The organism is Streptomyces sp. NPDC012474, assembly GCF_042955185.1.
GTDB classification, from domain to species: Bacteria; Actinomycetota; Actinomycetes; order Streptomycetales; family Streptomycetaceae; genus Streptomyces; species Streptomyces cahuitamycinicus.
In genome coordinates this window covers 451,565-477,605 of sequence record NZ_JBIBEP010000001.1, presented here as the reverse complement: position 1 = coordinate 477,605, position 26,041 = coordinate 451,565, and the positions used below count along the sequence as shown (strand labels likewise).

Annotated in this window: 19 protein-coding genes, 2 tRNA genes and 1 pseudogene; 5 read left to right on the top strand and 17 right to left on the bottom strand. The window is 69.7% G+C overall.

Translation table 11 applies throughout. The annotated features are described in order from the left end of the window. Window positions 1–15 precede the first annotated feature (15 nt). The 3 genes from ACFY9S_RS02110 to ACFY9S_RS02100 all read right to left on the bottom strand — a co-directional run bounded on the left by ACFY9S_RS02110 (window position 16) and on the right by ACFY9S_RS02100 (window position 4,709). Window positions 16–372, bottom strand: coding sequence for a DUF4233 domain-containing protein (locus ACFY9S_RS02110; RefSeq protein ID WP_391121588.1), 357 nt, complete (start codon window positions 370–372; stop codon window positions 16–18). 5 nt (window positions 373–377) lie between these two features. After that, complete coding sequence (locus ACFY9S_RS02105) at window positions 378–1,901, bottom strand: glutamate ligase domain-containing protein (RefSeq protein ID WP_391121585.1); 1,524 nt, start codon at window positions 1,899–1,901, stop codon at window positions 378–380. Between the two features lie 183 nt (window positions 1,902–2,084). Further along, window positions 2,085–4,709, bottom strand: a complete 2,625-nt coding sequence (locus tag ACFY9S_RS02100) for a valine--tRNA ligase (protein WP_391121582.1) — start codon at window positions 4,707–4,709, stop codon at window positions 2,085–2,087. 138 nt (window positions 4,710–4,847) lie between these two features. On the opposite strand from ACFY9S_RS02100, the gene ACFY9S_RS02095 reads away from it, so the two are divergent. Then, entirely contained in the window at window positions 4,848–5,783 is a 936-nt protein-coding gene (locus ACFY9S_RS02095) for a hypothetical protein (RefSeq protein ID WP_391121579.1), read from the top strand. A 60-nt stretch (window positions 5,784–5,843) separates the two neighbouring features. On the opposite strand, the gene clpX is transcribed toward ACFY9S_RS02095, so the two are convergent. The 5 genes from clpX to ACFY9S_RS02070 all read right to left on the bottom strand — a co-directional run bounded on the left by clpX (window position 5,844) and on the right by ACFY9S_RS02070 (window position 10,743). Next, entirely contained in the window at window positions 5,844–7,133 is a 1,290-nt protein-coding gene (clpX, locus tag ACFY9S_RS02090; protein ID WP_102911101.1) for an ATP-dependent Clp protease ATP-binding subunit ClpX, read from the bottom strand. Between the two features lie 181 nt (window positions 7,134–7,314). Then, window positions 7,315–8,022, bottom strand: coding sequence for an ATP-dependent Clp protease proteolytic subunit (locus tag ACFY9S_RS02085; protein ID WP_391121576.1), 708 nt, complete (start codon window positions 8,020–8,022; stop codon window positions 7,315–7,317). A 110-nt stretch (window positions 8,023–8,132) separates the two neighbouring features. Continuing rightward, complete coding sequence (locus ACFY9S_RS02080) at window positions 8,133–8,738, bottom strand: ATP-dependent Clp protease proteolytic subunit (protein ID WP_179879105.1); 606 nt, start codon at window positions 8,736–8,738, stop codon at window positions 8,133–8,135. 357 nt (window positions 8,739–9,095) lie between these two features. Next, window positions 9,096–10,475, bottom strand: a complete 1,380-nt coding sequence (gene tig, locus ACFY9S_RS02075; RefSeq protein ID WP_391121573.1) for a trigger factor — start codon at window positions 10,473–10,475, stop codon at window positions 9,096–9,098. A gap of 191 nt (window positions 10,476–10,666) precedes the next feature. Continuing rightward, a tRNA-Pro gene (locus tag ACFY9S_RS02070) sits at window positions 10,667–10,743 on the bottom strand. A 163-nt stretch (window positions 10,744–10,906) separates the two neighbouring features. On the opposite strand from ACFY9S_RS02070, the gene ACFY9S_RS02065 reads away from it, so the two are divergent. Then, window positions 10,907–10,980: transfer RNA gene (locus tag ACFY9S_RS02065), tRNA-Gly, on the top strand. A gap of 447 nt (window positions 10,981–11,427) precedes the next feature. Here the strand turns inward: ACFY9S_RS02065 and ACFY9S_RS02060 are convergent. From ACFY9S_RS02060 to ACFY9S_RS02050, 3 genes are all read right to left on the bottom strand, one after another. Continuing rightward, complete coding sequence (locus tag ACFY9S_RS02060; RefSeq protein WP_391121570.1) at window positions 11,428–12,363, bottom strand: GNAT family N-acetyltransferase; 936 nt, start codon at window positions 12,361–12,363, stop codon at window positions 11,428–11,430. A 155-nt stretch (window positions 12,364–12,518) separates the two neighbouring features. Beyond that, window positions 12,519–14,894: a PQQ-binding-like beta-propeller repeat protein gene (locus ACFY9S_RS02055; protein WP_391121567.1), complete on the bottom strand. Its 2,376-nt coding sequence runs from the start codon at window positions 14,892–14,894 to the stop codon at window positions 12,519–12,521. 107 nt (window positions 14,895–15,001) lie between these two features. Next, the gene (locus ACFY9S_RS02050; protein ID WP_086603929.1) at window positions 15,002–15,196 is read right to left on the bottom strand and encodes a hypothetical protein; all 195 of its coding nucleotides are present in this window, start codon (window positions 15,194–15,196) and stop codon (window positions 15,002–15,004) included. Window positions 15,197–15,894: 698 nt separating this feature from the next. Between ACFY9S_RS02050 and ACFY9S_RS02045 the strand changes: the two genes are divergently transcribed. Next, on the top strand, window positions 15,895–17,013 hold the full coding sequence (locus ACFY9S_RS02045; RefSeq protein ID WP_391122914.1) for an acyltransferase family protein: 1,119 nt from the start codon (window positions 15,895–15,897) through the stop codon (window positions 17,011–17,013). A gap of 15 nt (window positions 17,014–17,028) precedes the next feature. Here the strand turns inward: ACFY9S_RS02045 and ACFY9S_RS02040 are convergent, their stop codons facing one another. From ACFY9S_RS02040 to ACFY9S_RS02030, 3 genes and pseudogenes are all read right to left on the bottom strand, one after another. Continuing rightward, on the bottom strand, window positions 17,029–17,466 hold the full coding sequence (locus ACFY9S_RS02040; RefSeq protein WP_391122911.1) for an HD domain-containing protein: 438 nt from the start codon (window positions 17,464–17,466) through the stop codon (window positions 17,029–17,031). 14 nt (window positions 17,467–17,480) lie between these two features. Further along, window positions 17,481–17,636: pseudogene (locus ACFY9S_RS02035) on the bottom strand (ABC transporter permease); the annotation flags it as partial. A gap of 16 nt (window positions 17,637–17,652) precedes the next feature. Further along, window positions 17,653–18,831, bottom strand: a complete 1,179-nt coding sequence (locus tag ACFY9S_RS02030) for a PP2C family protein-serine/threonine phosphatase (protein WP_102911109.1) — start codon at window positions 18,829–18,831, stop codon at window positions 17,653–17,655. A 162-nt stretch (window positions 18,832–18,993) separates the two neighbouring features. Between ACFY9S_RS02030 and ACFY9S_RS02025 the strand changes: the two genes are divergently transcribed. After that, window positions 18,994–20,253: a GNAT family N-acetyltransferase gene (locus tag ACFY9S_RS02025; protein ID WP_391121564.1), complete on the top strand. Its 1,260-nt coding sequence runs from the start codon at window positions 18,994–18,996 to the stop codon at window positions 20,251–20,253. Window positions 20,254–20,302: 49 nt separating this feature from the next. Here ACFY9S_RS02025 and ACFY9S_RS02020 read toward each other — a convergent pair whose 3' ends face one another. Then, window positions 20,303–21,112: a DNA-formamidopyrimidine glycosylase family protein gene (locus tag ACFY9S_RS02020; protein ID WP_391121561.1), complete on the bottom strand. Its 810-nt coding sequence runs from the start codon at window positions 21,110–21,112 to the stop codon at window positions 20,303–20,305. A 689-nt stretch (window positions 21,113–21,801) separates the two neighbouring features. Further along, window positions 21,802–22,287, bottom strand: a complete 486-nt coding sequence (locus tag ACFY9S_RS02015) for a ribose-5-phosphate isomerase (protein WP_391121558.1) — start codon at window positions 22,285–22,287, stop codon at window positions 21,802–21,804. Window positions 22,288–22,564: 277 nt separating this feature from the next. On the opposite strand from ACFY9S_RS02015, the gene ACFY9S_RS02010 reads away from it, so the two are divergent. Continuing rightward, window positions 22,565–24,064 (top strand): amino acid permease, encoded by a 1,500-nt coding sequence (locus ACFY9S_RS02010; protein ID WP_391121555.1) that lies wholly within the window; start codon window positions 22,565–22,567, stop codon window positions 24,062–24,064. A gap of 93 nt (window positions 24,065–24,157) precedes the next feature. Here ACFY9S_RS02010 and ACFY9S_RS02005 read toward each other — a convergent pair whose 3' ends face one another. Next, window positions 24,158–25,867: a protein kinase gene (locus ACFY9S_RS02005; protein WP_391122908.1), complete on the bottom strand. Its 1,710-nt coding sequence runs from the start codon at window positions 25,865–25,867 to the stop codon at window positions 24,158–24,160. Window positions 25,868–26,041 lie beyond the last annotated feature (174 nt).

Here is a 26,041-nt window from a genome sequence, read left to right as displayed (position 1 = left end):
GTGTCGGGGCGCCTGTTACGCAGCGTCAGGTGTGGAGGAACTCGCCTGGGCCGCGAATCTCGCCTTCGCCTCGTCCACCTTCCGGCCGTAGTGCACCGACGCCCACCACAGGGCCGCGAAGATCGCGCCCAGGAAGAACATGGTCGGGACGACGATCCCCGACGCGATGAGCGCGAGCTGCAGCGCCCAGCCGAGAGCGACCCCGCCCGGGCGCGTCACCAGGCCGCACAGCACCAGGCACAGGAACATCGCGATGCCGCTGACCGTCCACACGGTCGTCATGGACAGGTCGGGATCCTTCATGGCGACCAGACCGGCGAACCCGATGACGAAGAACTCGCCGATGAGGGTCGAGGAACAGAGCGTGCGCACGGGACTCAGCCCCTCCCCAGAAGCAGTCGGGCCTCGCCGACGGTGATGACGGAACCGGTGACGAGCACACCGCCGCCGGCGAACTCGCCTTCTTCCTCGGCCAGGGTGATGGCGGCTTCCAGCGCGTCGGGCAGCCGCGGCTCGACCTGCACGCGCTCCTCGCCGAACACCTCCACGGCGATCCCGGCGAGCTCGTCGGAGTCCATGGCGCGATGGCTGGAGTTCTGTGTGATGACGACCTCGGCGAACACCGGCTCGAACGCCTCCAGCAGCCCCCGGACGTTCTTCTCGCCGCTCGCGCCGACCACGCCGATGAGGCGGCTGAACTGGAACGCCTCCCCGATCGCCTCGGCCGCCGCCCGGGCACCCGCCGGGTTGTGCGCGGCGTCCAGCACGACCGTCGGAGACCGGCGCACGACCTCCAGCCGGCCCGGCGACGCCACGGCGGCGAAGGCCTTGCGGACCGTGTCCGGATCCAGCGCGTCGGCCCGCTGCGCGCCGACGCCGAAGAACGCCTCGACGGCGGCCAGGGCGACGGCCGCGTTGTGCGCCTGGTGCGCGCCGTGCAGCGGCAGGTACACCTCGGGGTACTCGCCACCGAGCCCGCGCAGCGTCACCAACTGCCCGCCGACGGCCACCTGCCGCTCGACGACACCGAACTCCAGCCCCTCCCGGGCCACGGTGGCGTCCACCTCGACGGCCTTCTTCAGCAGCACCTGCGCCGCGTCGACCGGCTGCTGCGCCATGATGACCGTCGCACCCTGCTTGATGACGCCGGCCTTCTCCGTGGCGATCTCGGCGTGCGTGGTGCCGAGCCGGTCGGTGTGGTCGAGGTCTATCGGCGTGACGACGGCGACGTCCCCGTCGATCACGTTCGTGGCGTCCCAGGAGCCGCCCATGCCGACCTCCACGACGCCTACGTCGACGGGCGCGTCGGCGAACGCCGCGTACGCCATGCCGGTGAGCACCTCGAAGAACGACAGCCGGTACTCCTGCGCGGCGTCGACCATCTCCACGTACGGCTTGATGTCCTGGTACGTCTCGATGAACCGCTCGGGCGAGATGGGGGCGCCGTCGAGGCTGATGCGCTCGGTGATCGACTGCACGTGCGGCGAGGTGTAGCGGCCGGTGCGCAGTTCGAAGGCGCCGAGCAGGGCCTCGATCATGCGGGCCGTGGAGGTCTTGCCGTTCGTGCCCGTGATGTGGATCGACGGGTACGCCCGCTGCGGTTCCCCCAGCACGTCCATCAGCGCGGCGATCCGGCTGACGGAGGGTTCCAGCTTGGTCTCGCCCCACCGGGTGGCGAGCTCGGTCTCGACCTCGCGCAGGGCCTTGTCGACCTCGGGGTCGGCGGGGCGCGTGGGGATGTCGGCGTCGGGGGGTCCGCCCTGGGTGCGCAGGGTTCGGCTGCCGGCCTCGATGACCGCGAGGTCGGGGTCGCGGGTGGTCTCCTCCGCGATGATCTCGTCGAAGGCGTTGAGGGGGTCGGGCTGGTCGTCGGCGTTGTGGTCTGGAGGGAGCTCGCTCACGGGGCCCAGTCTACGGAGACCGACTGACATTGCTTGCGGTGGCTTGTGTCCCCGGGCGGTTGCGGGTCCGTGGGGGTCGCTCGCGCCGTACCCCGCACCCCTGAACAGCAGGTCCGTGCCCCTGAGGCATGCGTGAGGCCCCCGGACCCGACAGCTGCGGGGGCCTCACACTCGTACTGGCCCTTACCCCTGCGGCAGCCTCTCCAGCTGCGCCTGAATGCGGACGATGTCCTCCTCCGCCTTGGCCAGGCGGGTACGGATCTTGTCCACGACGTGGTCGGGGGCCTTCGCCAGGAACGCCTCGTTGCCGAGCTTGGCGTTCGCCTGCGCCTTCTCCTTCTCGGCCGCGGCGAGGTCCTTGGCAAGACGCTTGCGCTCCGCCGCCACGTCGATCGTGCCGGACAGGTCGAGGGCGACCTCCGCGCCGGCGACCGGGAGGGTCGCCGTGGCCGTGAAGGCGTCGCCCTCCGGCTGGAGACGGAGCAGCTGGCGGATGGCCGGCTCGTGGGGCGCCAGGGCGGTGCCGGTCAGCTCCAAGCGGGCCGGGACCTTCTGGCCGTCCTTCAGGCCCTGGTCCTTGCGGAACCGGCGCACCTCCGTGATGACCCGCTGGACCAGCTCGATCTCCTGCTCGGCGGCCTTGTCACGGAACCCGGAGTCCTTGGGCCAGTCGCCGATGACCAGGGACTCGCCGCCGGTCAGGGTGGTCCACAGGGCGTCCGTGACGAACGGGATGACCGGGTGGAGCAGACGCAGCATCACGTCCAGGACCTCGCCGAGGACCCGCCCGGAGACCCTGGCCGGCTCGCCGCCGGCGAAGAACGTGGTCTTGGACAGCTCGACGTACCAGTCGAAGACCTCGTCCCACGCGAAGTGGTAGAGCGCGTCGGCGAGTTTCGCGAACTGGTAGTCGTCGTAGTACGCGTCGACCTGGGCGACCGTGGTGTTCAGGCGCGAGAGGATCCAGCGGTCCGCCGCGGACATCTCGGAGGCGTCCGGCAGCGGGCCCTCGATCGTGGCGCCGTTCATGAGGGCGAAGCGGGTGGCGTTCCAGATCTTGTTGGTGAAGTTCCGGGAGGCCTTGACCCAGTCCTCGCCGATCGGCACGTCCGCGCCCGGGTTGGCGCCGTTGGCGAGGGTGAAGCGGACGGCGTCGGAGCCGTAGGCGTCCATCCAGACCAGCGGGTCCACGGCGTTCGGGTTCGACTTCGACATCTTCTTGCCGAACTCGTCGCGGACCAGGCCGGTCAGCGCGATGGTGTGGAAGGGGGCCTCGCCGTCCATGGCGTAGAGGCCGAACATCATCATCCGGGCGACCCAGAAGAAGATGATGTCGTGGCCGGTGAGCAGGACGTCGGTCGGGTAGAACTTCTTGAGGTCCGGGGTCTTCTCCGGCCAGCCGAGCGTGGAGAACGGCCACAGGCCGGAGGAGAACCAGGTGTCCAGGACGTCGGAGTCCTGGGTCCAGCCCTCGCCGGTGGGCGGCTCGTCGTCCGGGCCGACGCAGACGACCTCGCCGTCCGGGCCGTACCAGATGGGGATGCGGTGGCCCCACCACAGCTGGCGCGAGATGCACCAGTCGTGCATGTTGTCGACCCAGTCGAAGTAGCGCTTCGACATGTCCTCCGGGTGGATCTTGACGCGGCCGTCGCGGACCGCGTCACCGGCCGCCTTGGCGAGCGGGCCGACCTTCACCCACCACTGCATGGAAAGGCGCGGCTCGACCGTGGTCTTGCAGCGCGAGCAGTGGCCGACGGAGTGCATGTACGGGCGCTTCTCGGCGACGATGCGGCCCTGCTCCTTGAGGGCGCCGACAACAGCCGAGCGGGCCTCGAAGCGGTCCAGGCCGATGAAGGGACCATGAACCGTGATCACGCCGTGCTCGTCCATGATCGTCAGGGACGGCAGGTCGTGGCGGCGGCCGATCTCGAAGTCGTTCGGGTCGTGCGCCGGGGTCACCTTGACCGCACCGGTGCCGAACTCGGGGTCGACGTGGGCGTCGGCGACGACCGGGATGGTGCGGTCGGTCAGCGGGAGCTTGATCTGCTTGCCGATGAGGTGCCGGTAGCGCTCGTCGTCGGGGTGGACGGCGACGGCCGTGTCACCGAGCATCGTCTCGGCGCGCGTGGTCGCGACGACGAGGCTTTCCTCGCCCTCGCCGTAGCGGATGGAGACCAACTCGCCCGCGTCCTCCTGGTATTCCACCTCGATGTCCGAGATGGCCGTCAGACAGCGCGGGCACCAGTTGATGATGCGCTCGGCGCGGTAGATCAGCTCGTCGTCGTAGAGCCGCTTGAAGATGGTGAGGACGGCCTTGGAGAGGCCTTCGTCCATCGTGAAGCGCTCGCGGCTCCAGTCGACGCCGTCACCGAGGCGACGCATCTGGCCGAGGATCCGGCCGCCGTACTCCTCCTTCCACTGCCAGACGCGCTCGACGAACTCCTCGCGCCCCAGGTCGTGCCGGGACTTGCCCTCCTCGGCGAGCTGCTGCTCGACCTTGTTCTGCGTCGCGATACCGGCGTGATCCATACCGGGCAGCCACAGCGCCTCGTACCCCTGCATGCGCTTGCGGCGCGTGAGGGCGTCCATGAGGGTGTGCTGGAAGGCGTGCCCCAGGTGGAGCGAGCCCGTGACGTTCGGCGGCGGGATGACGATGGTGTACGGCGGCTTCTCGCTCTTCTCGTCCGCCTCGAAGTAACCCCGCTCTACCCAGCGCTCGTACAGCGGCCCCTCCACGTCGGCCGGCGCGTACTGGGTCGGCAGGTCGGTGCTGGGCGCTGGTGGCTGCTGCTGAGCGTTCTCGGTCACGGGGGTCAGTTTAGAGGTGTCACGGCCCCGTCCCGAAACGCGTTTGCCGTGTAACGGTGGGAGCCCCGGTGCCATGCACACGGCGGGTCTGCGCCAGGATGTCCGAAACACATAAGCATCTGGAGGGGAACCCAGAACATGAGCTACAACCAGCCGGGCCCGTACGGCGGGCAACCCCAGCAGCCCGGTCCGTACGGCCAGCCCGGTCCGTACGGCCAGCCGCCGCAGGCGCCCCAGCCCGGCTACGGCTACCCCCAGCAGGCCCCTCCGCCCCAGCCCGGCTACGGCTACCCGCAGCAGCCCCCGCAGGGCGTCCCGCCCCAGCAGGCGCCCTATGGCCAGCAGCCCCCGTACGGCCAGGCCCCCTACGGCGTCCCCCAGCCACCTGCCCCGGGCGGCGGCAAGAAGAAGACGGGCATCATCCTGGGCGCGGTGGCCGTCGTGGCCGCGATCGCTGTGGGCGCGTACTTCGTGATCGGCGGGGGCGGCGGCGGCCTGGAGGACGACGGGCCCCACAAGCTGTCGACGCCGGCGACCGTGCTCACCGAGTACAAGCGCACCACGAAGGACGGGCAGACCACCGGCTCCGAGGAGAAGTCGGAGTTCGAGAAGAGCGGCGTCAAGAACGCCAAGACCGCGGCGGGACTCTACTCCACGGTGGATCAGAGCGACTACGACCCCGACGATCCCTCCTCCGCGGCGAAGATGGCATCGGCCAAGACCCTGTCGGTCGCCGGCGCCTACGGTGAGATCTCCGACCCCGAGGCGACCCTGGACCTGTTCTTCGCCAGCTTCAAGAAGTCGTTCGAGAAGGAAGCCACCACCGGAGCCGGCAGGCCCGAGCTGGTCGGCGAGCCCGAGGAGACGGACCTCGACGGCGCCGTCATGAAGTGCCAGTCGCTCAAGGGGCAGGACCGGAAGACCCAGAAGACGAAGACCAACTGGTTCTGCGCGTGGGCCGACTACAGCACGATCGCCATCGTGTCGCCGGGGGAGGTGGCACAGGGCATTACCAAGGACGTGGCCATCGACCTCACCACCAAGCTCCGCGAGGAGGTCCGCGTCCCCGCCTGACGCCGGCAACGACGAAGGCGCCCGGCAACTGTGCTGGGCGCCTTCGCGTGCAGTGGGTGACTAGGCCGTCTTCTGCTCGCCCGGCCCGCGGCCGTTGCGCGCGTCCCGCGGGATCAGCGTCGGGTTGACGTTCGACTGGACGACGTCCGCCGTGATGACGACCCGGGCCACGTCCTTGCGGGACGGGACCTCGTACATCACGCCCTGGAGGACTTCCTCCATGATGGCGCGCAGGCCGCGCGCGCCGGTCTGGCGGAGGATGGCCTGGTCGGCGATGGCTTCGAGGGCCTCGCGCTCGAAGTCCAGCTCCACGCCGTCGAGTTCGAAGAGGCGCTCGTACTGCTTGACGAGCGCGTTGCGCGGCTCGACCAGGATCTGGAGCAGCGCCTCGCGGTCGAGGTTGTGGACCGAGGTGATGACCGGGAGACGGCCGATGAACTCGGGGATCATGCCGAACTTGACCAGGTCCTCCGGCATGACCTCCTGGAACTGGTCCTTGGACTCCATCTCGCGCTTGGAGCGGATCTGCGCGCCGAAGCCGATGCCCTTGGCGCCGGCCCGGGACTCGATGATCTTCTCGAGACCGGAGAAGGCACCGCCCACGATGAACAGCACGTTCGTCGTGTCGATCTGGATGAACTCCTGGTGGGGGTGCTTACGGCCGCCCTGCGGCGGGACCGAGGCCGTGGTGCCCTCCAGGATCTTCAGCAGGGCCTGCTGGACGCCCTCACCCGACACGTCGCGCGTGATCGAGGGGTTTTCACTCTTCCTCGCGACCTTGTCGATCTCGTCGATGTAGATGATCCCGGTCTCGGCCTTCTTGACGTCGTAGTCGGCCGCCTGGATCAGCTTGAGCAGGATGTTCTCGACGTCCTCGCCGACGTATCCCGCCTCCGTGAGGGCCGTGGCGTCGGCGATCGCGAAGGGGACGTTCAGCATGCGCGCGAGTGTCTGCGCGAGGAGGGTCTTGCCGGAGCCCGTGGGGCCGAGGAGCAGGATGTTGGACTTCGCCAACTCGATGGCGTCGTCACGGCCGTTCGCCCCGCCGTTCTCGCCGGCCTGGACGCGCTTGTAGTGGTTGTACACCGCTACGGACAGGGCCTTCTTGGCGGCCTCCTGGCCGACCACGTAGCCCTCGAGGAACTCGTAGATCTCGCGGGGCTTCGGGAGTTCCTCCCAGCGGACCTCGCTGGTCTCGGCCAGCTCCTCCTCGATGATCTCGTTGCAGAGGTCGATGCACTCGTCGCAGATGTACACACCGGGCCCTGCGATGAGCTTCTTGACCTGCTTCTGGCTCTTGCCGCAGAACGAGCACTTGAGCAGATCGCCGCCGTCACCGATGCGTGCCACGGTGTGCTTCCCCTTCGCCTGGGAGACTCCTGGACGTCGACGTCCAGCGGACTCCTGGTGCTGCCTTATGTCCGACGGTACCTTGCCGGGCCCCTCGTCCGGGCCCCCCTTGGCGCGGTTCGCTTTGACGTGAACCGAGCCAAACCATGCCAAGGGGCGGCAGACGATACAGCCTCTCGCCTCAACGCAGGCTCGAGTTGTCCATCTTCCGGGTGCTGATGACCTGGTCGATCAGTCCGTAGCTCAGCGCATCCTCGGCCGTGAGGATCTTGTCGCGCTCGATGTCCTCGCGGATCTTCTCGACCGGTGTCGTGGAGTGCTTGGCCAGCATCTCCTCCAGCTGCGAGCGCATCCGGAGGATCTCGTTCGCGGCGATCTCCAGGTCGGACACCTGACCGCGGCCGGTCTCGCTGTACGGCTGGTGGATCAGCACGCGCGCGTTCGGCAGGGCCATGCGCTTGCCCGGCGTACCGGCGGCCAGCAGGACGGCGGCGGCGGAGGCGGCCTGGCCCATGCAGACCGTCTGGACGTCCGGCTTCACGTACTGCATCGTGTCGTAGATCGCAGTGAGCGCCGTGAAGGAGCCGCCCGGGCTGTTGATGTAGACCGAGATGTCACGGTCGGGGTCCATCGACTCCAGGCACAGCAGCTGCGCCATGACGTCGTTGGCGGAGGCGTCGTCGATCTGGACGCCGAGGAAGATCACGCGCTCCTCGAAGAGCTTCGCGTACGGGTCGTACTCGCGGATGCCCTGGGAGGTGCGCTCGACGAAGCGCGGAATGATGTAGCGGGACTCGGCCTGCGGGCCGGTGTAGCGGCCCTGCGAGCCGCTCATGTCCTGCACGGCGTCCATACGGTCGTAGATCCCGCTGCCGGGGAACTGGTTCACGGTGTCTCCTGAAGAGGGCTGAGGCGGTCGGCTGGGGCTGTCTGGGGTCGCTGGGCGCCCGGGAGGGCTCCGTGGGCCTCACGGGGCACCACAGGCCCCGTGGGGACCGCTCAGGCCCCGGTGCCGCCGCCGCCCGGCATACCGGCGGCCGTCGTCATCACGTCGTCGATGAGGCCGTACTCCTTGGCCTCGAAGGCGTCGAACCAGCGGTCGCGGTCCGAGTCGCGGGTGATCTGCTCGATCGTCTGGCCGGTGTGCTGCGAGGTCAGCTCGGCCATGCGCTTCTTGGTGTGCAGCAGCCGCTCGGCGTGGATCTTGATGTCCGAGGCCGAGCCGGCGAGGCCGGCGGAGGGCTGGTGGATCAGGATCTCGGCGTTCGGCAGCGCGAAACGCTTGCCGGGGGTGCCGGCGCTGAGCAGGAACTGGCCCATCGAGGCCGCGAGGCCCATGGCGATGGTCACCACGTCGTTCTTGATGTACTGCATCGTGTCGTAGATCGCCATGCCGGCCGTGATCGAACCGCCGGGGCTGTTGATGTACAGGTAGATGTCCTTCTCCGGGTCGGAGGCAAGGAGCAGCAGCTGTGCGGTGATCTTGTTGGCGATGTCGTCGTCGACCGGCTGGCCGAGGAAGATGATCCGCTCGTTGAGCAGCCGGTTGTAGACCTGGTCGCCGAGGCCACCACCGATGGAAGGGTCGCCGGCGGCTGAGGGCATCAGATTCGTCACGTATCCACCTGCTCGTCTTACGACGGCGCCGGGCCGTCTCACGTTTCCCTAGGGGCTAGGAGCCGTTCGGGGACTCCACTGCCCTCGTATTCATGGACCCTAACGCGCGGGTCCCTTCGGGGAATCCCGGAGATGGGAGTGTTCGCCGGGGGCGTAGCGCGGTGGGCTCCGCCGGGGCGCCGTGCGGTCCCGTCGTGGGTGGTGCGGAAATCGCCGGGCCGCAGGCGGGTGGGGGCTTGTCGCGCAGTTCCCCGCGCCCCCTGGAGTGCGCTTTGCCCCCGGGATGGCGAGAAGGCCCTGGGGCATACCCCAGGGCCTTCTTCACGAACTCACCGCGACCGGGACTCAGCCCTCGGTCTTCTCCTCGGCGGAGGCCTCCGTGGCCTCGGCCTCGACGGCCTCGGTCTCGTCCTCTTCGTCGTCGAGGTCGACGACCTCGCCGTTGGTGTCCTTGACCGTGGCCTTCTCGACCACGACGGCCAGGGCCTTGCCGCGGGCGACCTCGCCGACCAGGAGCGGAACCTGGCCACCCTCGACGACCGCCTGGGCGAACTGGTCGGGGGACATGCCGGAGGAGGCCGCACGGCGCATGAGGTGCTCGGTGAGCTCCTCCTGGTTGACGTTCAGCTTCTCCTGCTTGACGAGCTCGTCGAGCACGAACTGGGTCTTGATGCCCTTGACCGCGGCTTCCTTGGTCTCGGCTTCGAACTCCTCCTCGCTCTTGCCCTGGATCTCCAGGTACTTCGCGAGGTCGAGACCCATCTGGCCGAGCTGGTGGTGCTGGAGGTTGTGCTTGCGCGTGTTGACCTCGTCCTCGAGCAGCTTCTCGGGGACGGGGACCTCGACCAGGTCGAGCAGCTTCTCCAGGACGCGCTCCTGGGCCTGCGTGGCCTGGTCGTACTGCTTCATGTTCTCAAGGCGCTTGCGGCTGTCCTCGCGCAGTTCCCCGATGGTGTCGAACTCGGAGGCGAGCTGTGCGAACTCGTCGTCCAGCTCGGGCAGTTCACGCTTGGCGACCTGGGTGACCTTGACGGTGACCTGGGCCTCCTTGCCGGCGGCGGAGCCGCCCTTGAGCTCGGAGGTGAAGGTGGCCTCGCCACCGGCCTCCAGGCCCTTCACGGCGTCGTCGATGCCTTCCAGCAGCTCACCGGAGCCGATGGTGTAGGAGACACCGTCGGCGACGCCGTCCTCCAGGACCTCGCCCTCGACCTCGGCCTGCAGGTCGATCGTCACGACGTCGCCGTCTTCGGCGGCACGCTCCACCGGGGCGGTGGAGGCGAAGCGCTCGCGCAGCTCCTCGACGGCCTTGTCGACGTCCTCGTCGGTGACCTCGACCGCGTCGACCTCGACCTCGATGCCGGAGAAGTCCGGGATCTCGATGGCCGGGCGGATGTCGACCTCGGCGGTGAAGTTCAGCGTCTCGCCGTCCTTCAGCTCGGTGATGTCGACCTCGGGCTGGCCCAGCACGCTGAGCTCCGCCTCGTTGACCGCGTCGGTGTAGAACTTCGGAAGCGCGTCGTTGACCGCCTCCTCCAGAACCGCACCGCGGCCGAACCGCTGGTCGATGACCCGGGCCGGGACCTTGCCCTTACGGAAGCCCTTCACCGTGACCTGCTGGTTGATCTTCTTGTACGCCGCGTCGAGGCTGTCCTTGAGCTCCTCGAAGGGCACCTCGACAGTGAGCCGAACCCGAGTCGGGTTCAGGGTCTCCACGGCGCTCTTCACGGTTCGGTCTCCTTGTGGCTGACTTCTTGGTTTCTGCCGGGACCAGAACGGCCCGGCGGACTTCGCCGCCCGGAGACTTCAGACCTGAGACACACGGGCGTGCAGCTTGCATAGTAACGGCAGCGACTACACCGCCCAAAAGGCGATCACCTGAGTGATCCGATGGGCGATCACGCGAGTGATCGGGTGGCTGGTCGGGGTGGCGGGATTTGAACCCACGGCCTTCCGCTCCCAAAGCGGACGCGCTACCAAGCTGCGCCACACCCCGTCTGGTGCGACACGTAGGGTACATGCCGACGGGCGGTGCGGCGGCCGCATTTCCACAGGGCCGTGCCGCGTCGCCCCCGGCACGAATGCGGTGTGCGACGAAGGGGGCCGACCCGCTACGATGCCTTCAGTGCCGCGGTCACCCGACCCGCGGCGCGTGCTGTGCGGGCGTAGCTCAATGGTAGAGCCCTAGTCTTCCAAACTAGCTACGCGGGTTCGATTCCCGTCGCCCGCTCCATACGGCTCAGGGCCAGGTCAGAGGATCACTCCTCCGCCTGGCCCTGAGTGTTTCCGGGGACTGCGTTCAGTCCGGCGTGTCCCCCGCGTGCCCCTCCGGGCTCCTGATCTTGTTTCCGCTTCGGCTTCCGTCCCTTGTGGACCAGGGCGCTCAGCATGTCAGCGATCAGCCGGTCACCTGCGGCACTCGCGTGCTGATACAGCGCGGCCCGGGCGGTGCCGTGGCCCATATGTTCAACGGACAGTGCGAGATCAAGGCTCCCAAGAGCGCTGCGGGCAGACGCACCGTGTCGATTCCGGCCGCTCTCGTTCTTTGCCCGACTCGCCATGAGCTTACGAGGCCATGATCACCCGCCCCATGGCAGCTCCCGCCCGAAGCCGCTACGCCGACCGCGTGGTCACACTGCCGCCGTCGCTCCCCCTGGCCGTCGGGGACGAACTCGTCGGCTCACTGCGGTGGGGCTTCCAGGACGAAGCGGATCTCCGTTGTCTCATAGCCCGCGCGGTCGAAGGCGGCGGCCATCGGAACGTTGACGATGTCCGTCGTAGCGGTAATGCGGTCGGCGCCCTCGCTCGCGTGGAACCTGGTGATCTCGGCGAGGATCTCGTCGATCAGGCCCTGTCCGCGCTGCTCTGGAACGACACCCAGGTAGCCGACGTTTCGGTGGTAGGGGGTCGCGGAGGGGATGGCCAGGCCCGCCAGAGTGCCGTCCGGGAGTTCGGCAAGGCGCCACCAGGAGCGCTCACCGGGACAGTCGAGGTAGAACTCGATGTCCTCGCGGGCCAATTGCTCGGCGTCCATCGAGCGGAGCTCGTTCTGCGTGTGCTGATCCAGGCTGCCAGCGGACAGCCGGATGAACGCGTCGAGGAACTCCTCGTCCGTACCCTCCCGGAAGATCAGCTTTCCCTCAGGCACAGGGACCTTGGCAACCGGTGTCCACTCGTACCGCAGACGCTCGATCTCGCTGCTCAGTCCGGACCTGCACGCCGCCTCCCTGCGCCAGGCCACCGCATCGACCAGCACGGGGTCGTTCCGCCAGTCGCGGGGCAGCGAGATGTTGTAAGCAGGAAGAGCCCCGAAGGCGGCATGGCCGGCGGCTAGCAGCCCGGAGGCGATGGCGACCGGGTCGAGGACGCCGGAGCGTACCTGGAGGCAATCGAGCGCGATCGGCCGCGCGCTGTCGGCACGGCCCCACCACAGAGCGCGAGCCAGGATCTCCCCGTCCTCGTCCTCAGCGAACCAGATCCACTCGGGGCGGAACTGGTTGCTCGCGAGCTCCTCTCGGATCCTTTCCGCGGTCAAGGCGGGGACGGGACCATCGGCCGGGTAGGCGGCGGCGCGATTGAGGTCTGCGGGGTCTGCGGTGGCAGCGCGAAAGAGCATCGGATCACGATGACACCGTGCGGCCAACGGGACCACGTCTTTTCGCCCAGGTCTTCGGCTGCTGATCGCGCTCGAGGGAAGCCTGACTCGACCATTGAGCCTCTACCGACTTGTGGCCGGTCTTCGTCCCCGGATCCACCGCCCCGCCGACTGAATCAGAGGTTCCGGACGTCCACGGTGTAGACGGACCGGACGCCGTACGGGACGTACAGGGCGTCGCCGACGAGGAGGAGCGGCGCTCCGGAGGTGACGAGTATGTTGTGGGCCCGGCCGCCGTCATCGCGGCCCTCCCGGGTGCCCTCGACCTTGCCGCTGCGCGCGTTCAGGGCGGCCAGGCGGCCGCTGGGCGAGGCGAAGTACACGTGGGTGGCTGAGGCGGTCGGCGGACCCTGCCGTTCCAGGGTGGAGTTGGATTCCCACAGCGTCCGCCCGGTGCCCGGCGAGACGGCGCGGACGCCGCCGCTGCTGCGCGTGAAGTAGACGGTGCCGCGCACCAGGTACGCCCTGGAGTCCTCGGGCCGGGGCTTCGCCAGTCGGCGCACGGTGAGCTCGTGCGAGGAGACGTCGATCAGGGTGAGATCGCGGGTCGCCGTGGACCGGCCGTCCGCGAACACCAGGCGTCCCTCATGCCGGCCGAGCATCTCCAGGCCGCCCTCGGCCTCGACGGTCCAGCGGGTCCTGCCGGTGGCCGGGTCGATCTCGGAGACGGTGCTTTCGGCTGCATTCTCGTCGTTCGTCTCGTTCTCGCAGATCAGATAGGCACGGTCGGCCGCCGAATCCAGCAGGCAGTCGCCCCGGGCCTCCGGCCTCGGCTGCCGCCAGCGGACCTCTCCGGTATCCGCGTCGAGCAGGGCGTACTGGTCGCCCAGTGATCCGTAGAAGGTGACGACGCCGTCGGGCACGGCCGTGGCCGCGCCCTGCGTGCTGTCGGGGACCGATGCCATTTCGCCGCTACCGGTCGGGGTCCGCCAGAGCTCCTTGCCGGTGTCGGCGGCCAGGGCGTATACCGCGTAGCTGGAGCCGACGCCGCTCGTTCCTTCCGCGTCGTCGGCCCCGTAGGCGAAGACGCGTCCGTCGCCGGTGCCGATGAGCGCGCCCTCGTCGCCGAAGGCGCCGTCGGGGTTGGCGTCGACGGCCCGGCTCCAGGTGTTGCGGCCGTCGGCGAGAGCGAAGCGGGTCGCCATGAGGTCGGAACCGGCACACACCAGGGAGGCGTCCACGGCGGAGCAGCCCTTGAGGGGCGTGTCGGCCCCGACCGGGACGCCCTTGTCCTTGTCCGAGGTCTTCACCGTGGCCACCCACGGCTTCCAGCCCTCGGGAAGGTCGGCCGCCCTCGCGGTGGACGAGGGCGGGCGGTCGTTGTCGCGGGTCAGGGTGACGGTGGTGGTGACGATCGCGGCGAGCGCGACGGCCACCGCGGCCGTGACCAGCAGCAGTCCGTGTCTGCGGCGGCCGCGGATGCGTTCCGCCTCGGGCGTCGGCGGCCCGGCCGGGTCAGGTGGTGTCTGGTGCTGTTCCGTCGAGGTTCCGCCTGGCCGCGGGTGCCGCGCCCCGTCCTGTTCGGCGTCCGCCTCCTCGGGCGGGCGGCGCGACATGTCGTCCCGCTCGGCGCGGGCCGTGCCGGGCCATGCGGTGCCGGCCGGCTCGGTCGGCGGGGCGCCCGGCCACGGACGTACGGGGCGCGGTGCGCGGGTGCCGGGCACCAGGACCGGGCCGGGGGTGCCGCCCTCGCGGAGCAGGGTGAACAGTTCGTCCGCGGCGGGACGGTCCTTCGGGTGCTTCTCCAGGCAGAGGCGGATGAAGGGGAGCAGTTCGTCGGGGACGCCGGTGAGGTCCGGTTCGCCCTCGACGACCCGCAGGGCCGTTTCGTAGGGGCTGGGGCTGTCGAACGGGCCCCGGCAGGTGGCGGCGTGGGTGAGGACGGAGCCGAGGGAGAACATGTCCGCGGCCGGGCCGACGTCCTGCGGGGAGGCGAACTGCTCCGGGGACATGAAGGGCGGGGTGCCCATGACGCGGCCGGTCTGGGTGAGGACGTCGGAGGCGGCGTATTCGGCGGCGCGGGAGATGCCGAAGTCGATGACGCGGGGGCCGTCCTCGGCGAGCATCACGTTGGCCGGCTTCAGGTCACGGTGGACGACTCCGGCGCGATGGATGTCGCGCAGGGCCTCGGCAAGGCCGGCGGCGAGGCCGCGCAGGCGGGGCAGCGGGAGCGGGCCGTGCTCGCGGACGTGGGTGCCGAGGTCCGCGCCCGGGATGTACAGCGTGGCCATCCAGGGGTGCGTGGCGTCGGCGTCGGCGTCCACGACGGGGGCGGTGAAGGCGCCGCTTACCCGGCGGGCGGCGGCGACCTCGCGGCGGAACCGGGTGCGGAACTCGTCGTCGTCGGCGTACTGGCTGTGCACGACTTTGATCGCGAGGCGGCGGCCGGAGGCCGAGCGGGCCAGGTAGACCACGCCCATGCCGCCGGAGCCCAGGCGGTCCTCGATGCGGTAGCCGCCCACCTCCGACGGGTCAGAATCGCGCAGCGCCATCCCTGTACGTTCCCCCCGTCACGCACCGTCCTGTGGTCGGGGCGAGCGTAACCGCCCCTGCGGCGGGCCCGTTGCGCGGGGCGCGGGAGGGGGTGTCGGCGCCCCGGTCAGAAGCTGATGGAGTTGATGGTCTGCGCTATCGAGTTGAGGAACCGCTGGATGTCGTCGGCCATGCCGGTCGAGGCGAGGAAGAAGCCGAAGAGGACCGCCACGATCGCCGGCCCTGCCTTGATGGATCCCCCTCTCAGCAACACCACAAGGATGATCGCCAACAGCAGCACCACAGACAGTGAAATGGCCACAACTGATCACACACCCTCGGTCGGTCCGCTCTCCCGGCCCGGGGACGCGACCCCGCGCACCCCCGCCAGAACCATCGTGCCACCAACACGGCCGGGCTATGCGGCCGGTGACGCATCGACCACACACGTGTCGCACCCGCCCGCCCGGGATGTTTGTGTGCAAGGTCTCAACGCCGAGGAGTCGCACGGCAATTCGACGAGCCACCCGCACAGGGAATTCGACCGCATCGTTTCCATCTCCACACAACGCGTTCGCAGCTAATTCGAATTGCTGCCACGAGCCCATCAACAGCCGTGCGAACCCGGGCCCGAAGAGGGCGGAAGCGGACATTCCACCGGAGTCGCCTGCTGGTCTTATGCATCACTTAGTCCGGAAGTGTCATGACAAGCAAGGCCCAGGCGCCGCACGCGATCCGCCACCGGATGATGTGTCGGCCATCACGCCGGCAGTGACGTCAACTGCCCGTATTCCGGGGTACCCGCAGCGAATAGCCAGGAATCACGTCCGGCGTTTTACGAATAGCTGCAGGGAACGCTAGGGTGCCTCAGATGTTCCACGCTGCCTCGTCCCCCGCACGCGCAGCGAGGTCCCGGATCGTCTCCCCGAGCTCCTGGTGGGAGGGTCTGTGACGAACTCGCTGCGACCGAACGGCGACCGCAGGGCGCCACTTCCCCCGGCACAGTCGCCGGCCGACGGAGTGCCGAGCCCGCGCTCGCCGCAGAGCACGCAGAAGAAGCAGAACGGCAAGCAGCGCGACGCGTTCTTCGACAACGCCAAGTACCTCGCGATCGTGCTGGTGGCCATGGGCCACGTCTGGGAGCCGCTCAAGGGCGACAGCCGGATACTGGAGGCGGCGTACCAGGTCGTCTACGCGTTCCACATGCCGGCGTTCATCCTCATCTCCGGCTACTTCTCCCGCAGTTTCGACATGCGGCCCGACCGGCTGAAGCGCCTGATCACCGGCGTGGCCGTGCCGTACATCATCTTCGAGACGGCCTATCCGCTCTTCAAGCGGGTCATCGACAACGACCCGCACCAGGAGATCAGCCTTCTCGACCCCTGGTACCTGACCTGGTTCCTGGTCGCGCTGTTCATCTGGCGTCTGACCACCCCCATCTGGAACCTGGTGCGCTGGCCGCTGCCGCTCGCGCTGGGTCTCGCGATGATGGCGACCGTCACCCCGGAGATCGGTGACGACCTGGATCTGCAGCGCGTCCTGCAGTTCCTGCCGTTCTTCGTGCTGGGCCTGGTCATGAAGCCCGAGCACTTCCACATGGTGCGCCGCCGTTCCGTGCGGATCGCCTCGGTGCCGGTGTTCGCCGTCGCGCTGGCCTTCAGCTGGTGGGCGGTGCCGCGCATGAACACCGCGTGGTTCTACCACCGTGACGCCGCGCAGGAGCTGGGCGCCCCCTGGTGGACCGGTCCGGTCATGGTGCTCGCGATGTTCGGCTGCTCCCTGGTGCTGACCGCCTGCTTCTTCGCCTGGGTGCCACGCCGCCACATGTGGTTCACCGCCCTCGGCGCCGGCACGCTCTACGGCTATCTGCTGCACGGCTTCCTGGTGAAGGCCGGCGACTACCAGGGCTGGTTCGAGGCGTCCTGGCTGCACCGGCCGACCGGTGAGATCCTCGTGACCGTCCTCGCCGCCGCCGTCGTGACGGCGCTGTGCACCAAGCCGGTGCAGCGCATGTTCCGGTTCGCGATGGAGCCGAAGATGGAGTGGGCCTTCAAGAAGGACGCCGCCGAAGTCGCCCGCGAACGCCAGAGCGCCGAGCGGCGCGAGCGCGAGCGTGAGCGCGAGAAGGTCAACGCCTGACCCTCACAGCGGAATTCATCCGACGAGACCGAGAAGCGCGCCCATCCGTGCGTACTTCTCGGTCAGTCGTTTCCGGGTCGCCTCGTCGAGGACCGCGAGGCGGGCCGGGTCCGCGTTGTGCGCCAGGTCCGACTCCTTCACCAGCAGCGCCCCGGGCGTGGCGAGGATCCGCGCGGCGTACGCCTCCGGCGGCTCCCCCGCCCGTTTGGTGACCGCGAGGACGATGTCCTTCGTACGGCTGCTCAGCGGGGCCTCGCGCAGCCACTGTGCGGAGAGGGCGTCGTCCTCGACGGCGTCGTGCAGCCAGGCCGCGGCGATCTGCTCCTCGTCGCCGCCCCGCGCCCGTACGCCCTCCGCCACGGCTCGGAGGTGCTCGGCGTAGGGCCGTCCCGCCTTGTCGGTCTGTCCGGTGTGCGCGGCCCGGGCGGCGGCCTCGACCTGGGCCAGGGTCATACGGGATGTCTCGGTCACCGCTCCAGTGTCTCCCCGCGCAGCGCCGCCCGGGCCGGCAGGGTGACCGCGGCCAGGCCGAGGACGAGGATCGCGGCGGCGAACGAGCCGTACACGAGCGGGGGTATGTACGGCCCCCGGCCCGTCAGGCCCCTCGTCATCGGTACGAGCGTTGGGGAAAACCCCACCTCAGCGGGGAACGGCGGCCGTCGGTCCCTCGCGGCAGATCAGGAGCAGGGCCCGGTCGTCGTTGACGTCCTTGGCGACCGCCTCGATGAGGTGCCAGGCGGCACCGTGGAAGCCGCCGGCCACATAGCGGTCGGCCTCGCCGGTGAGACGGTCGATGCCCTCGACGATGTCGCGGTCGGCGGTCTCCACCAGGCCGTCCGTGAACAGCATCAGCACGTCGCCCGACCGCAGCGAGCCCTTCACCGGGTCGAACTGGGCGCCGTCGTACACCCCGAGGAGCGGGCCCTCGGCCGTCTTCTCCTCCCAGCGGCCGGTGCCGGCGCTGAGCTGGAGGCCGGGCGGGTGGCCGGCGGAGTAGAGCTCGTAGTCGCCGGAGTCCAGGTCGAGGACCAGGTGGATGGAGGTGGCGAAGCCCTCGTCCCAGTCCTGGCGCAGGAGGTAGCCGTTGGCGGCAGGGAGGAAGGCGTGCGGCGGGAGGGAGCCGAGCAGGCCGCCGAACGCGCCGGACAGCAGCAAGGCACGGGAGCCCGCGTCCATGCCCTTGCCGGAGACGTCGGTGAGGACGACTTCGAGCGTACGGCCGCCGTTGGTGCGCGCCGCGACCACGAAGTCGCCCGAGAACGACTGGCCGCCCGCCGGGCGCAGGGCCATCTCCCGGTGCCAGCCGTCCGGCAGGTCGGGCAGCTTGCTCTGCACCCGGATGCGTTCACGCAGGTCGAAGAGCATGGTGCCGCCGCGCCGCCAGGGCACACCGACCCGGCTGCGGAACTGGGCGAGGAGCAGCCCGAAGAAGCCGCAGGCCGCGACCACGAGCACGACGCCCGGGGTGACCCGCGACGGGCCCTCCGTGTACGGGCCGAGTTGCACCGACTCCACGATCAGTGCCGTGGCCGCCGCCGCGTACAGGCCGAGCAGGCTCGCCGGGCGCAGCAGCAGCCCGCCCACGACGACGGGCAGCACCAGCGCGGCCGGTGAGAACCACACCGAGTTCGCCAGGGTCGCCGCCGCGATCAGCGGGACGGTCAGGAGCAGACCGACCAGGGCGATCCAGTCCGAGCCGTTGCCGCGGAAGTAGTCCACGGCCGCTCGTCGCACGCCGACGCGGACCCGGTGCCACTGCTTGTTCAACCGGGCCGTGAACGTCTCGGCTTCCGCGCGCCGCTCTCGTCCTGATGCCATTAGTTCGGGACCCTATCCATCGGACCAGCCGCTTGGCACGGGAGGTCCCACTTGTCCCCCGTCCGAGGGCCGACTTCACAGTGAACTTCACAGCGCGCCGCTCCGCCGCCACCCGGGAGAAATTCCCTGGCTCGTCCCGCATTGCCCTGGTAGGCATGGCTCATGGCAACTGACGCGAACGGCCTCTCGCCCGGTCTGCGGGTCCTCCGCAGGGATGACTGGGACAAGTGGTACGACACTCTGATCCGGGGCTTCGGAGGCGTGCCGGAGTCCGCCGAGGAGCGGGAGTTGTGGAACTCGCTGACCGAGGTAGACCGTTCACTCGGCGCCTGGGACGGGGACGAGTGTGTGGGGACGGCCGGTGCGTTCAGCTTCCGGCTCACGGTGCCCGGCGGCGCCTCGGTGCCGGCCGCGGGCGTCACCATGGTCAGCGTGGCCGCCACCCATCGCCGGCGCGGGGTGCTGACCTCGATGATGCGGCGGCAGCTGGACGACGTCCGCGCCTCGGGTGAGCCGCTGGCCGTGCTGACGGCCTCCGAACCGGCGATCTACGGCAGGTTCGGATACGGGGCCGCCACCTTCCAGTTGAGCGCCGAGATCGACACGATCCGGGTGCGGCTCACGTCGCTGCCCGCGGGTACGGACGACGTGCGCGTGCGCTACGCCGTTCCCGCCGACGCACTCGATGCCTGCGAGGCGTTGTACGCCCGGCTGGTCCCTTCGCGGCCCGGGATGCTGGCACGGCAACCCGGCTGGGAGCGGCTGGAGTTGCTCGATCCGGAGAGCGACCGGGGAGGAGCGTCTCCACTGCAGTGCGTCCTCGCCGAGCGGGACGGCGAGACGGTCGGGTACGCGCGGTACCGCATCAAACCGGACTGGGAGGCCGCCGGGCCCAACGGCACGGTGATCCTCGAGAGCTCCGCCGCGCTGGACCCCGCGGCGGACGCGGCGCTGTGGCGGTTCCTGTTCGGCATCGACCTGACGTCGTCGCTGGTGGTGCGGGGGCGGGGCCGGCCGGTGGACGACGCGTGGCGGCACTGGGTGTCCGACATCCGGCGGTGCCGGCCGCGGCTGCTGGATTCGCTGTACCTGCGGCCGGTTGATCTGGGGGCCGCACTGGAGGCGCGGACGTATCAGACGCCGGTGGACGTGGTGTTCGAGGTGGAGGACGTGTTCTGCCCCTGGAACTCCGGGCGTTGGCGGCTCAGCGGGGATACGAAGGGGGCGACCTGCGAGCGTACGGCGGATGCGGCGGATCTCGTGCTGTGCGTACGGGAGTTGGGGGCCGCGTACCTCGGGGGTGTGCCGCTGGCCTCGCTGGGGACGGCGGGGCGGGTGCGGGAGGTGCGGCGGGGGGCGCTGGCGGAGGCCTCACTGGGGTTCGGGAGCGGCGTGGCTCCGTGGTTGCCGCACGGCTTCTGAGGCCCGGGGGTCTTGTCCTGAGGCCGGGGGTTCTTGCCGGCGTGGCTGCTCAGGGGCGTTGGCAGGACGGGCACCAGAAGAGGTTGCGGGCTGCGAGGTCGGCGGTGCGGATCTCGCCGCCGCAGATGTGGCAGGGCAGGTTGGCCCTGCGGTAGACGTACACCTCGCCGCCGTGGTCGTCCACGCGGGGCGGGCGGCCCATCGCCTCCGGCGTGTGCTCCGGGCGGACGGTGTCGATGCGGTTGTTGCGGACGCCCTCGTGCATCAGGTCGACGAGGTCGGTCCAGATCGCGTGCCACTCGGCGGGGGTGATGTCCTTGCCGGCGCGGTACGGGTCGATGCGGTGCCGGAAGAGCACCTCGGCACGATAGACGTTTCCCACGCCGGCGATGACCTTCTGATCCATGAGGAGGGCGGCGATCGTCGTACGGCTGCGAGTGATGCGGCGGTACGCGGTGTCCGGGTCGGCGTCCTCGCGGAGGGGGTCCGGGCCCAGGCGGTCGTGTATCGCCTGCTTCTCCGGGGGTGTGATGAGGGCGCAGGTGGTGGGGCCCCTGAGGTCCACGTAGGTGGTGTGGTTCGCCAGGCGGAGGCGGACGGTGTCGGTGGGGGGTGGTTCGGGGGCCGGGCCGAAGGTGACCTTGCCGAAGAGCCCGAGGTGGATGTGGATCCAGTCGGTGTCGCGGAAGCCGAGGAAGAGGTGTTTGCCGTGGGCTTCCGTGTGGGTGAGTTCCGTGCCGGTGAGGAGGGTGGCGGCGGGGGTGAACTTGCCCTGAGGGCTGGTGGTGCGGGGTTTCGTGCCGAGGAAGGCGGTGGCGTAGTCCTGGGCTAGGCGGTGGATGGTGTGGCCTTCCGGCACGGGGTCTCCCTGTGGTCGTTCGCGGTTGCCCGCCGGCGGTGAGGCTCCGCCGCGGGCGGGGGCTTGCCCACCCGCCCGCCCGACACGGTTGGCCGAGAGGCCGAGTCGAAACGCCCCGGGGCTCCGCCCCCGGCGGGGGCCTGCCCACCCGCCCGCCCGACACGGTTCGTCGAGAGGCCGAGTCGAAACGCCTCGGGGCTCCGCCCCGGACCCCGGCGGGGACTTCGTCCCCTGCACCCCTCCCGGGGGCTCCGCACCCGCACCCCCGACGAGGTTTCCACTGCTGCCCCCGACGAGGTTTCCGCTGGTGCCCCCGCAGGGTTTCGCTGCCGACGCCGCAGGGTTTCGCTCCTGCCTCCCGGCAGTGCTCCGCCCCTGGCAGGGCAGCGCGCCCACTCGGGTTGGGCAGTACCCCGGCCCTTGCAGTGCAGCGCGCCCGCTCGGAGCGGGCAGCGCTCCACCCCTGGCGACGCAACGCTCCACTCGGGGTGGGTCGTGCTCCGGCCCAACCAGGGCAGAGCTCTCGCTCGGAGCTGGCTGTGCTCCGGTCCTGGCAGAGGCGGGAGTCCGGCTCCCGCAGGGCGCACGCAGCACCCGCTCCACCTGGGCGACAGTCTGCCCTTCCGGCAGCGGGGCTCCAGCACCGGGCAGGTTCCGGAAACCGGCCCTACGTGCCCGTCCCGGGTGGGCTACTGCTGCGGATGGTGCGGGGGAATCGGAGGCAGGTCGCCGGTCGTCTCGTAGGCGGACAGCATGTCGATCCGGCGGATGTGACGTTCGTCACCGGAGAACGGCGTACCGAGGAACGCCTCCACGAACTTCGTCGCCTCGTCCTGCGAGTGCATGCGCGCGCCCACGGCGACGACGTTCGCGTTGTTGTGCTGGCGGCCCAGGGACGCCGTCTCCTCGCTCCAGGCGAGGGCCGCGCGAACGCCCTTGACCTTGTTCGCGGCGATCTGCTCGCCGTTGCCCGAGCCGCCGATGACGACGCCGAGGGCGTCGGGGTCCGCGGCCGTGCGCTCCGCTGCGCGGAGGCAGAAGGGCGGGTAGTCGTCCTGGGCGTCGTAGATGTGCGGGCCGCAGTCGACGGGGTCGTGACCCGCCTCCTTCAGCCACTCGACGAGGTGGTTCTTGAGTTCGTAGCCCGCATGGTCCGAGCCGAGGTACACGCGCATGGGACGAGTGTGACACGGGTGTTTCCGGGAAGGCGCGCGGGGTGGCGCTCATGAAAACTCGAGGCGACTGTGAGCCACATAACCGAACCTCAGGAAAACCTCAAGTAACAATCTGGATTCAGAGGTTCTCCTCGTGGTTCACCTCAGATTCACTGGACCGGCTCGTACATCGCTCGTGCGAGCCCCCGTACACCGCCATGCCGCGAAACACCCCGTTCGTGCGGCTCGTGCGCTCCGTACGGAAGTACAGCTCCCCGGCGCAAAGGAAATCCGTTCCATGACCTCGCAGCCGACTCTCAACACGACCGGAAACGACCCCGGAGACCCCGGAGACCCCGGAGGCCCCGGAGCCGAGGGCTCCGGCCTGCAGGCCGGGCTCAAGGACCGGCATCTTTCGATGATCGCCATCGGCGGTGTCATCGGCGCCGGACTCTTCGTGGGGTCCAGCTCCGGTATCGCCACCGCCGGGCCCGGCATCCTCCTGTCGTACGCGCTCGTCGGCACGCTCGTGGTGCTGGTGATGCGGATGCTCGGTGAGATGTCGGCCGCCAACCCGACCTCGGGTTCCTTCTCCGCGCACGCCGACCGGGCCCTCGGCTCCTGGGCCGGTTTCTCCATCGGGTGGCTGTACTGGTTCTTCTGGGTCGTCGTGCTGGCGGTCGAAGCGACCGCCGGGGCCGTGATCCTGGAGGGGTGGATACCGGCGGTGCCCCAGTGGGGCTGGGCCCTGATCGTGATGCTGGTGCTGACCGCCACCAACCTCGTCTCCGTCGGCTCCTACGGCGAGTTCGAGTTCTGGTTCGCGGGCATCAAGGTCGTCGCCATCGCCGCGTTCATCGTCATCGGCGGACTGGCGGTCTTCGGGCTGCTGCCCGGTGTGGACAGTGAGCAGGCCGGGCTGAGCAACCTCACCGAGCACGGCGGCTTCCTGCCCCACGGGGCCGGCGCCATCCTCACCGGTGTGCTGCTCGTCGTCTTCTCCTTCATGGGCAGCGAGATCGCCACCCTGGCCGCCGGTGAGTCCGAGAACCCCCGGCAGGCCGTCACCAAGGCCACCAACAGCATCATCTGGCGTGTCGCCGTCTTCTACCTCGGCTCGATCGCCGTCGTCGTGTGCCTGCTGCCGTGGGACAGCAAGTCCATCACCAAGGACGGCTCCTACGTCGCCGCGCTCGACTCCCTCGGCATCGCACACGCCGGTCAGATCATGAACTTCATCGTGCTGACCTCGGTGCTGTCCTGTCTGAACTCCGGCCTCTACACCGCCTCCCGCATGGCCTACTCCCTCGGCCAGCGCGGTGACGCGCCGAAGGCGTTCTCCCGCACGACGTCCAACGGCGTGCCGCGCACGGCGATCCTCGCCTCCGTCGCCTTCGGCTTCGTAGCGGTGTTCTTCAACTACAAGTTCCCGGACTCCGTCTTCCTGTTCCTGGTGAACTCCAGTGGTGCGGTCGCCCTGTTCGTGTGGCTGGTGATCTGCTTCTCCCAGCTGCGCATGCGGAAGATCATCAAGGCCGAGGCGCCCGAGAAGCTCGTGGTGAAGATGTGGCTGTACCCGTATTTGACCTGGGCGACTGCCGCCCTGATCGTGTTCATCCTCGGCTACATGCTCACCGACACCGAGCACGACGGGCGCCAGACCATGCTGCTGTCGCTGCTCGTCGCCGCGGTGGTGCTCGTCATCGCCTTCGTGAAGAAGGGAGTGCGTGGGGGGCACCCGGCCGCCGATGCCCCGCAGGCCCAAGGTGAGGAGCGCAGCGAGGTGTCGGCCGGCTGATCCTCCGGCCGCCGCCCCGCCGTTCGTCGTGAACGGGGCCTGTGGTGCGTGCTGCCGCACGCGCCGCAGGCCCTTCTCGTTTGCCACGGCCGCCTACAGCACCGTGAAACTGTCCCTGACCTTCTCGTAGGTGGCGAGTGCCTCCTGCTCGATCCCGGCGTCGTACCACGTGTTGACCTGGTACGACTTGCCGGTCACGTTGAAGCCGAGCAGACGGGCGTGCCAGTGGACGCCCTTGAGTGTGAACGTGTACTCCCAGACCACCGCAGGGTGGCCGCGGAACGTGGTCTCCTCCAGGCGGATCTTGCGGTAGTCCTGGCCCTGGTGGGCGTTGCGCTCCGAGGTCTGCCAGGTCTCCAGCAGGTCGCCTCGGGCCAGGGAGGACTTGCCGACCAGTTCCTGGGCGCCGTCCGGGGAGGTGTAGTGCACCTCCGCGCCCGTCTTCACGTCCCTGCGCCAGCCGTCCGGCGTCGCCCAGGCGAAGCCGCCTGCCTCCCGGTGTGTGCCGGGCGGCAGGGTCTGCGGCCTGGTGGTGCCCCCGACGGTGGGCGAGGGGGTGGTGCCGCCGGTGGTGGTCGGCGCCGACGCTGAGGATCCGGCGCGGGGAGTGTCGTCGCCTTCCGGTGGACCCGATGACGTCGCCAGCAGGATGCCGGCGACGGTGCCGGCGGTGGCGAGGGTGGCTGCCGCGGCGATGAGCACCGTACGGCGACGACCCGCGCCGGGGCGGGGACGCGAGCCGGGTGCGGCCGGGACGGCGGGCCCGGGGAGCTCGCCCGGCGACATCGGCGTGGACGCGGGGTGGGGGCGGCGCTCTGTCTCCGCCTGGGAGCGGGTGAGGGAAACGGGGCCCCGGGAGTTCGCGGACGCTTCCGTGGGTGCGGTGCGTGCGGTGTGCGCGGTGTGTTCCGTGTCTGCGGTGTCTGCGGGGTGGTGGTCCGGGGCCGGGACGGGGGCGGACCGGCGGGAGGCCCGCGGCCCCACCGCGACCGTCGGTGTCGGGGGCGGGAACGCCACCGGTCGCAGCGCTCCCTCCAGCGCCTCCAGGTCTGGGCGGGCCGACGGCTCCTTCGCCAGCAGGGAAGTCAGCATGTCCCGCAACGGGCCTGCCGAGACAGGGAGTTCAGGCTCCTCGTACAGGACCGCGTGCAGCGTCGCGAGCGTGGTGTCGCGGGAGAACGGGGAGCGACCGCCCAGGGCCGCGCAGAGGGTCGCGCCCAGGGACCAGATGTCGGACGGCGGGCCCTGGGGGCGGCCGGAGATGCGCTCGGGTGCCATGTAGTCGGGCGAGCCGACCAGCATGCCGACCATCGTGAGCGCCTTGGCGTCCTGGATCGCGGCGATTCCGAAGTCAGTGAGGACGATTCGCCCCCCGCGGCCGGAACCGGTGCCGTTGCCGCGTCCGGATCCGGCCACCCCCTCCGCGTGCTCGACGAGTACGTTGCCGGGCTTGATGTCGCGGTGCAGTACGCCCCGTTCATGCACCTGCCGCAGCGCGGCCACCAGACCGAGTCCGATGCGGGCCGCCTCGCCGGGGCCCAGCGGGCCCGTCTCCGCGAGGATCCGTTCGAGGGAGCGACCCGCTACCAACTCCATGACGATCCACAGGCGTTCGCCCTCGTCGACCACGTCGTAGACCCGCACGACGTTGGGATGGTCGATCCGGGCCGTGGCCCTGGCCTCCCGCAGGGTGCGTTCGCGGCGGGTCCTGCTGTCCTCCGCGTCGAGACCGTCGATCCGCATTTCCTTGACGGCGACGGGCCGGTCGAGTATTTCGTCGGCGGCTCGCCACACCCGCCCCATTCCCCCCTGGCCGATACTTTCGACCAACCGATAGCGTCCCGTCACCAATATCCCTGGAACACCGCCGCTGTTCGCATTCCCCGGCAATCCGCTGCACCCCCTCCACGACGCCGCGACCGACTCCAGTGAAACACAACGGTCACACTTCGCGCCGCACCAGGATAGTGCGATGAA

Coding starts and splice junctions, on each gene's coding strand:
- ACFY9S_RS02030 (WP_102911109.1), bottom strand. CDS start 18,831: ATGGCATCAGGACGAGAGCGGCGCGCGGAAGCCGAGACGTTCACGGCC.
- ACFY9S_RS02055 (WP_391121567.1), bottom strand. CDS start 14,894: ATGGCGCTGCGCGATTCTGACCCGTCGGAGGTGGGCGGCTACCGCATC.
- ACFY9S_RS02095 (WP_391121579.1), top strand. CDS start 4,848: ATGAGCTACAACCAGCCGGGCCCGTACGGCGGGCAACCCCAGCAGCCC.
- ACFY9S_RS02015 (WP_391121558.1), bottom strand. CDS start 22,287: ATGCGCGTGTACCTCGGCTCGGACCATGCGGGCTACGAACTCAAGAAC.
- ACFY9S_RS02005 (WP_391122908.1), bottom strand. CDS start 25,867: ATGGGGCGGGTGTGGCGAGCCGCCGACGAAATACTCGACCGGCCCGTC.
- ACFY9S_RS02060 (WP_391121570.1), bottom strand. CDS start 12,363: ATGCTCTTTCGCGCTGCCACCGCAGACCCCGCAGACCTCAATCGCGCC.
- ACFY9S_RS02080 (WP_179879105.1), bottom strand. CDS start 8,738: ATGCCCTCAGCCGCCGGCGACCCTTCCATCGGTGGTGGCCTCGGCGAC.
- ACFY9S_RS02025 (WP_391121564.1), top strand. CDS start 18,994: ATGGCAACTGACGCGAACGGCCTCTCGCCCGGTCTGCGGGTCCTCCGC.
- ACFY9S_RS02010 (WP_391121555.1), top strand. CDS start 22,565: ATGACCTCGCAGCCGACTCTCAACACGACCGGAAACGACCCCGGAGAC.
- ACFY9S_RS02040 (WP_391122911.1), bottom strand. CDS start 17,466: ATGACCCTGGCCCAGGTCGAGGCCGCCGCCCGGGCCGCGCACACCGGA.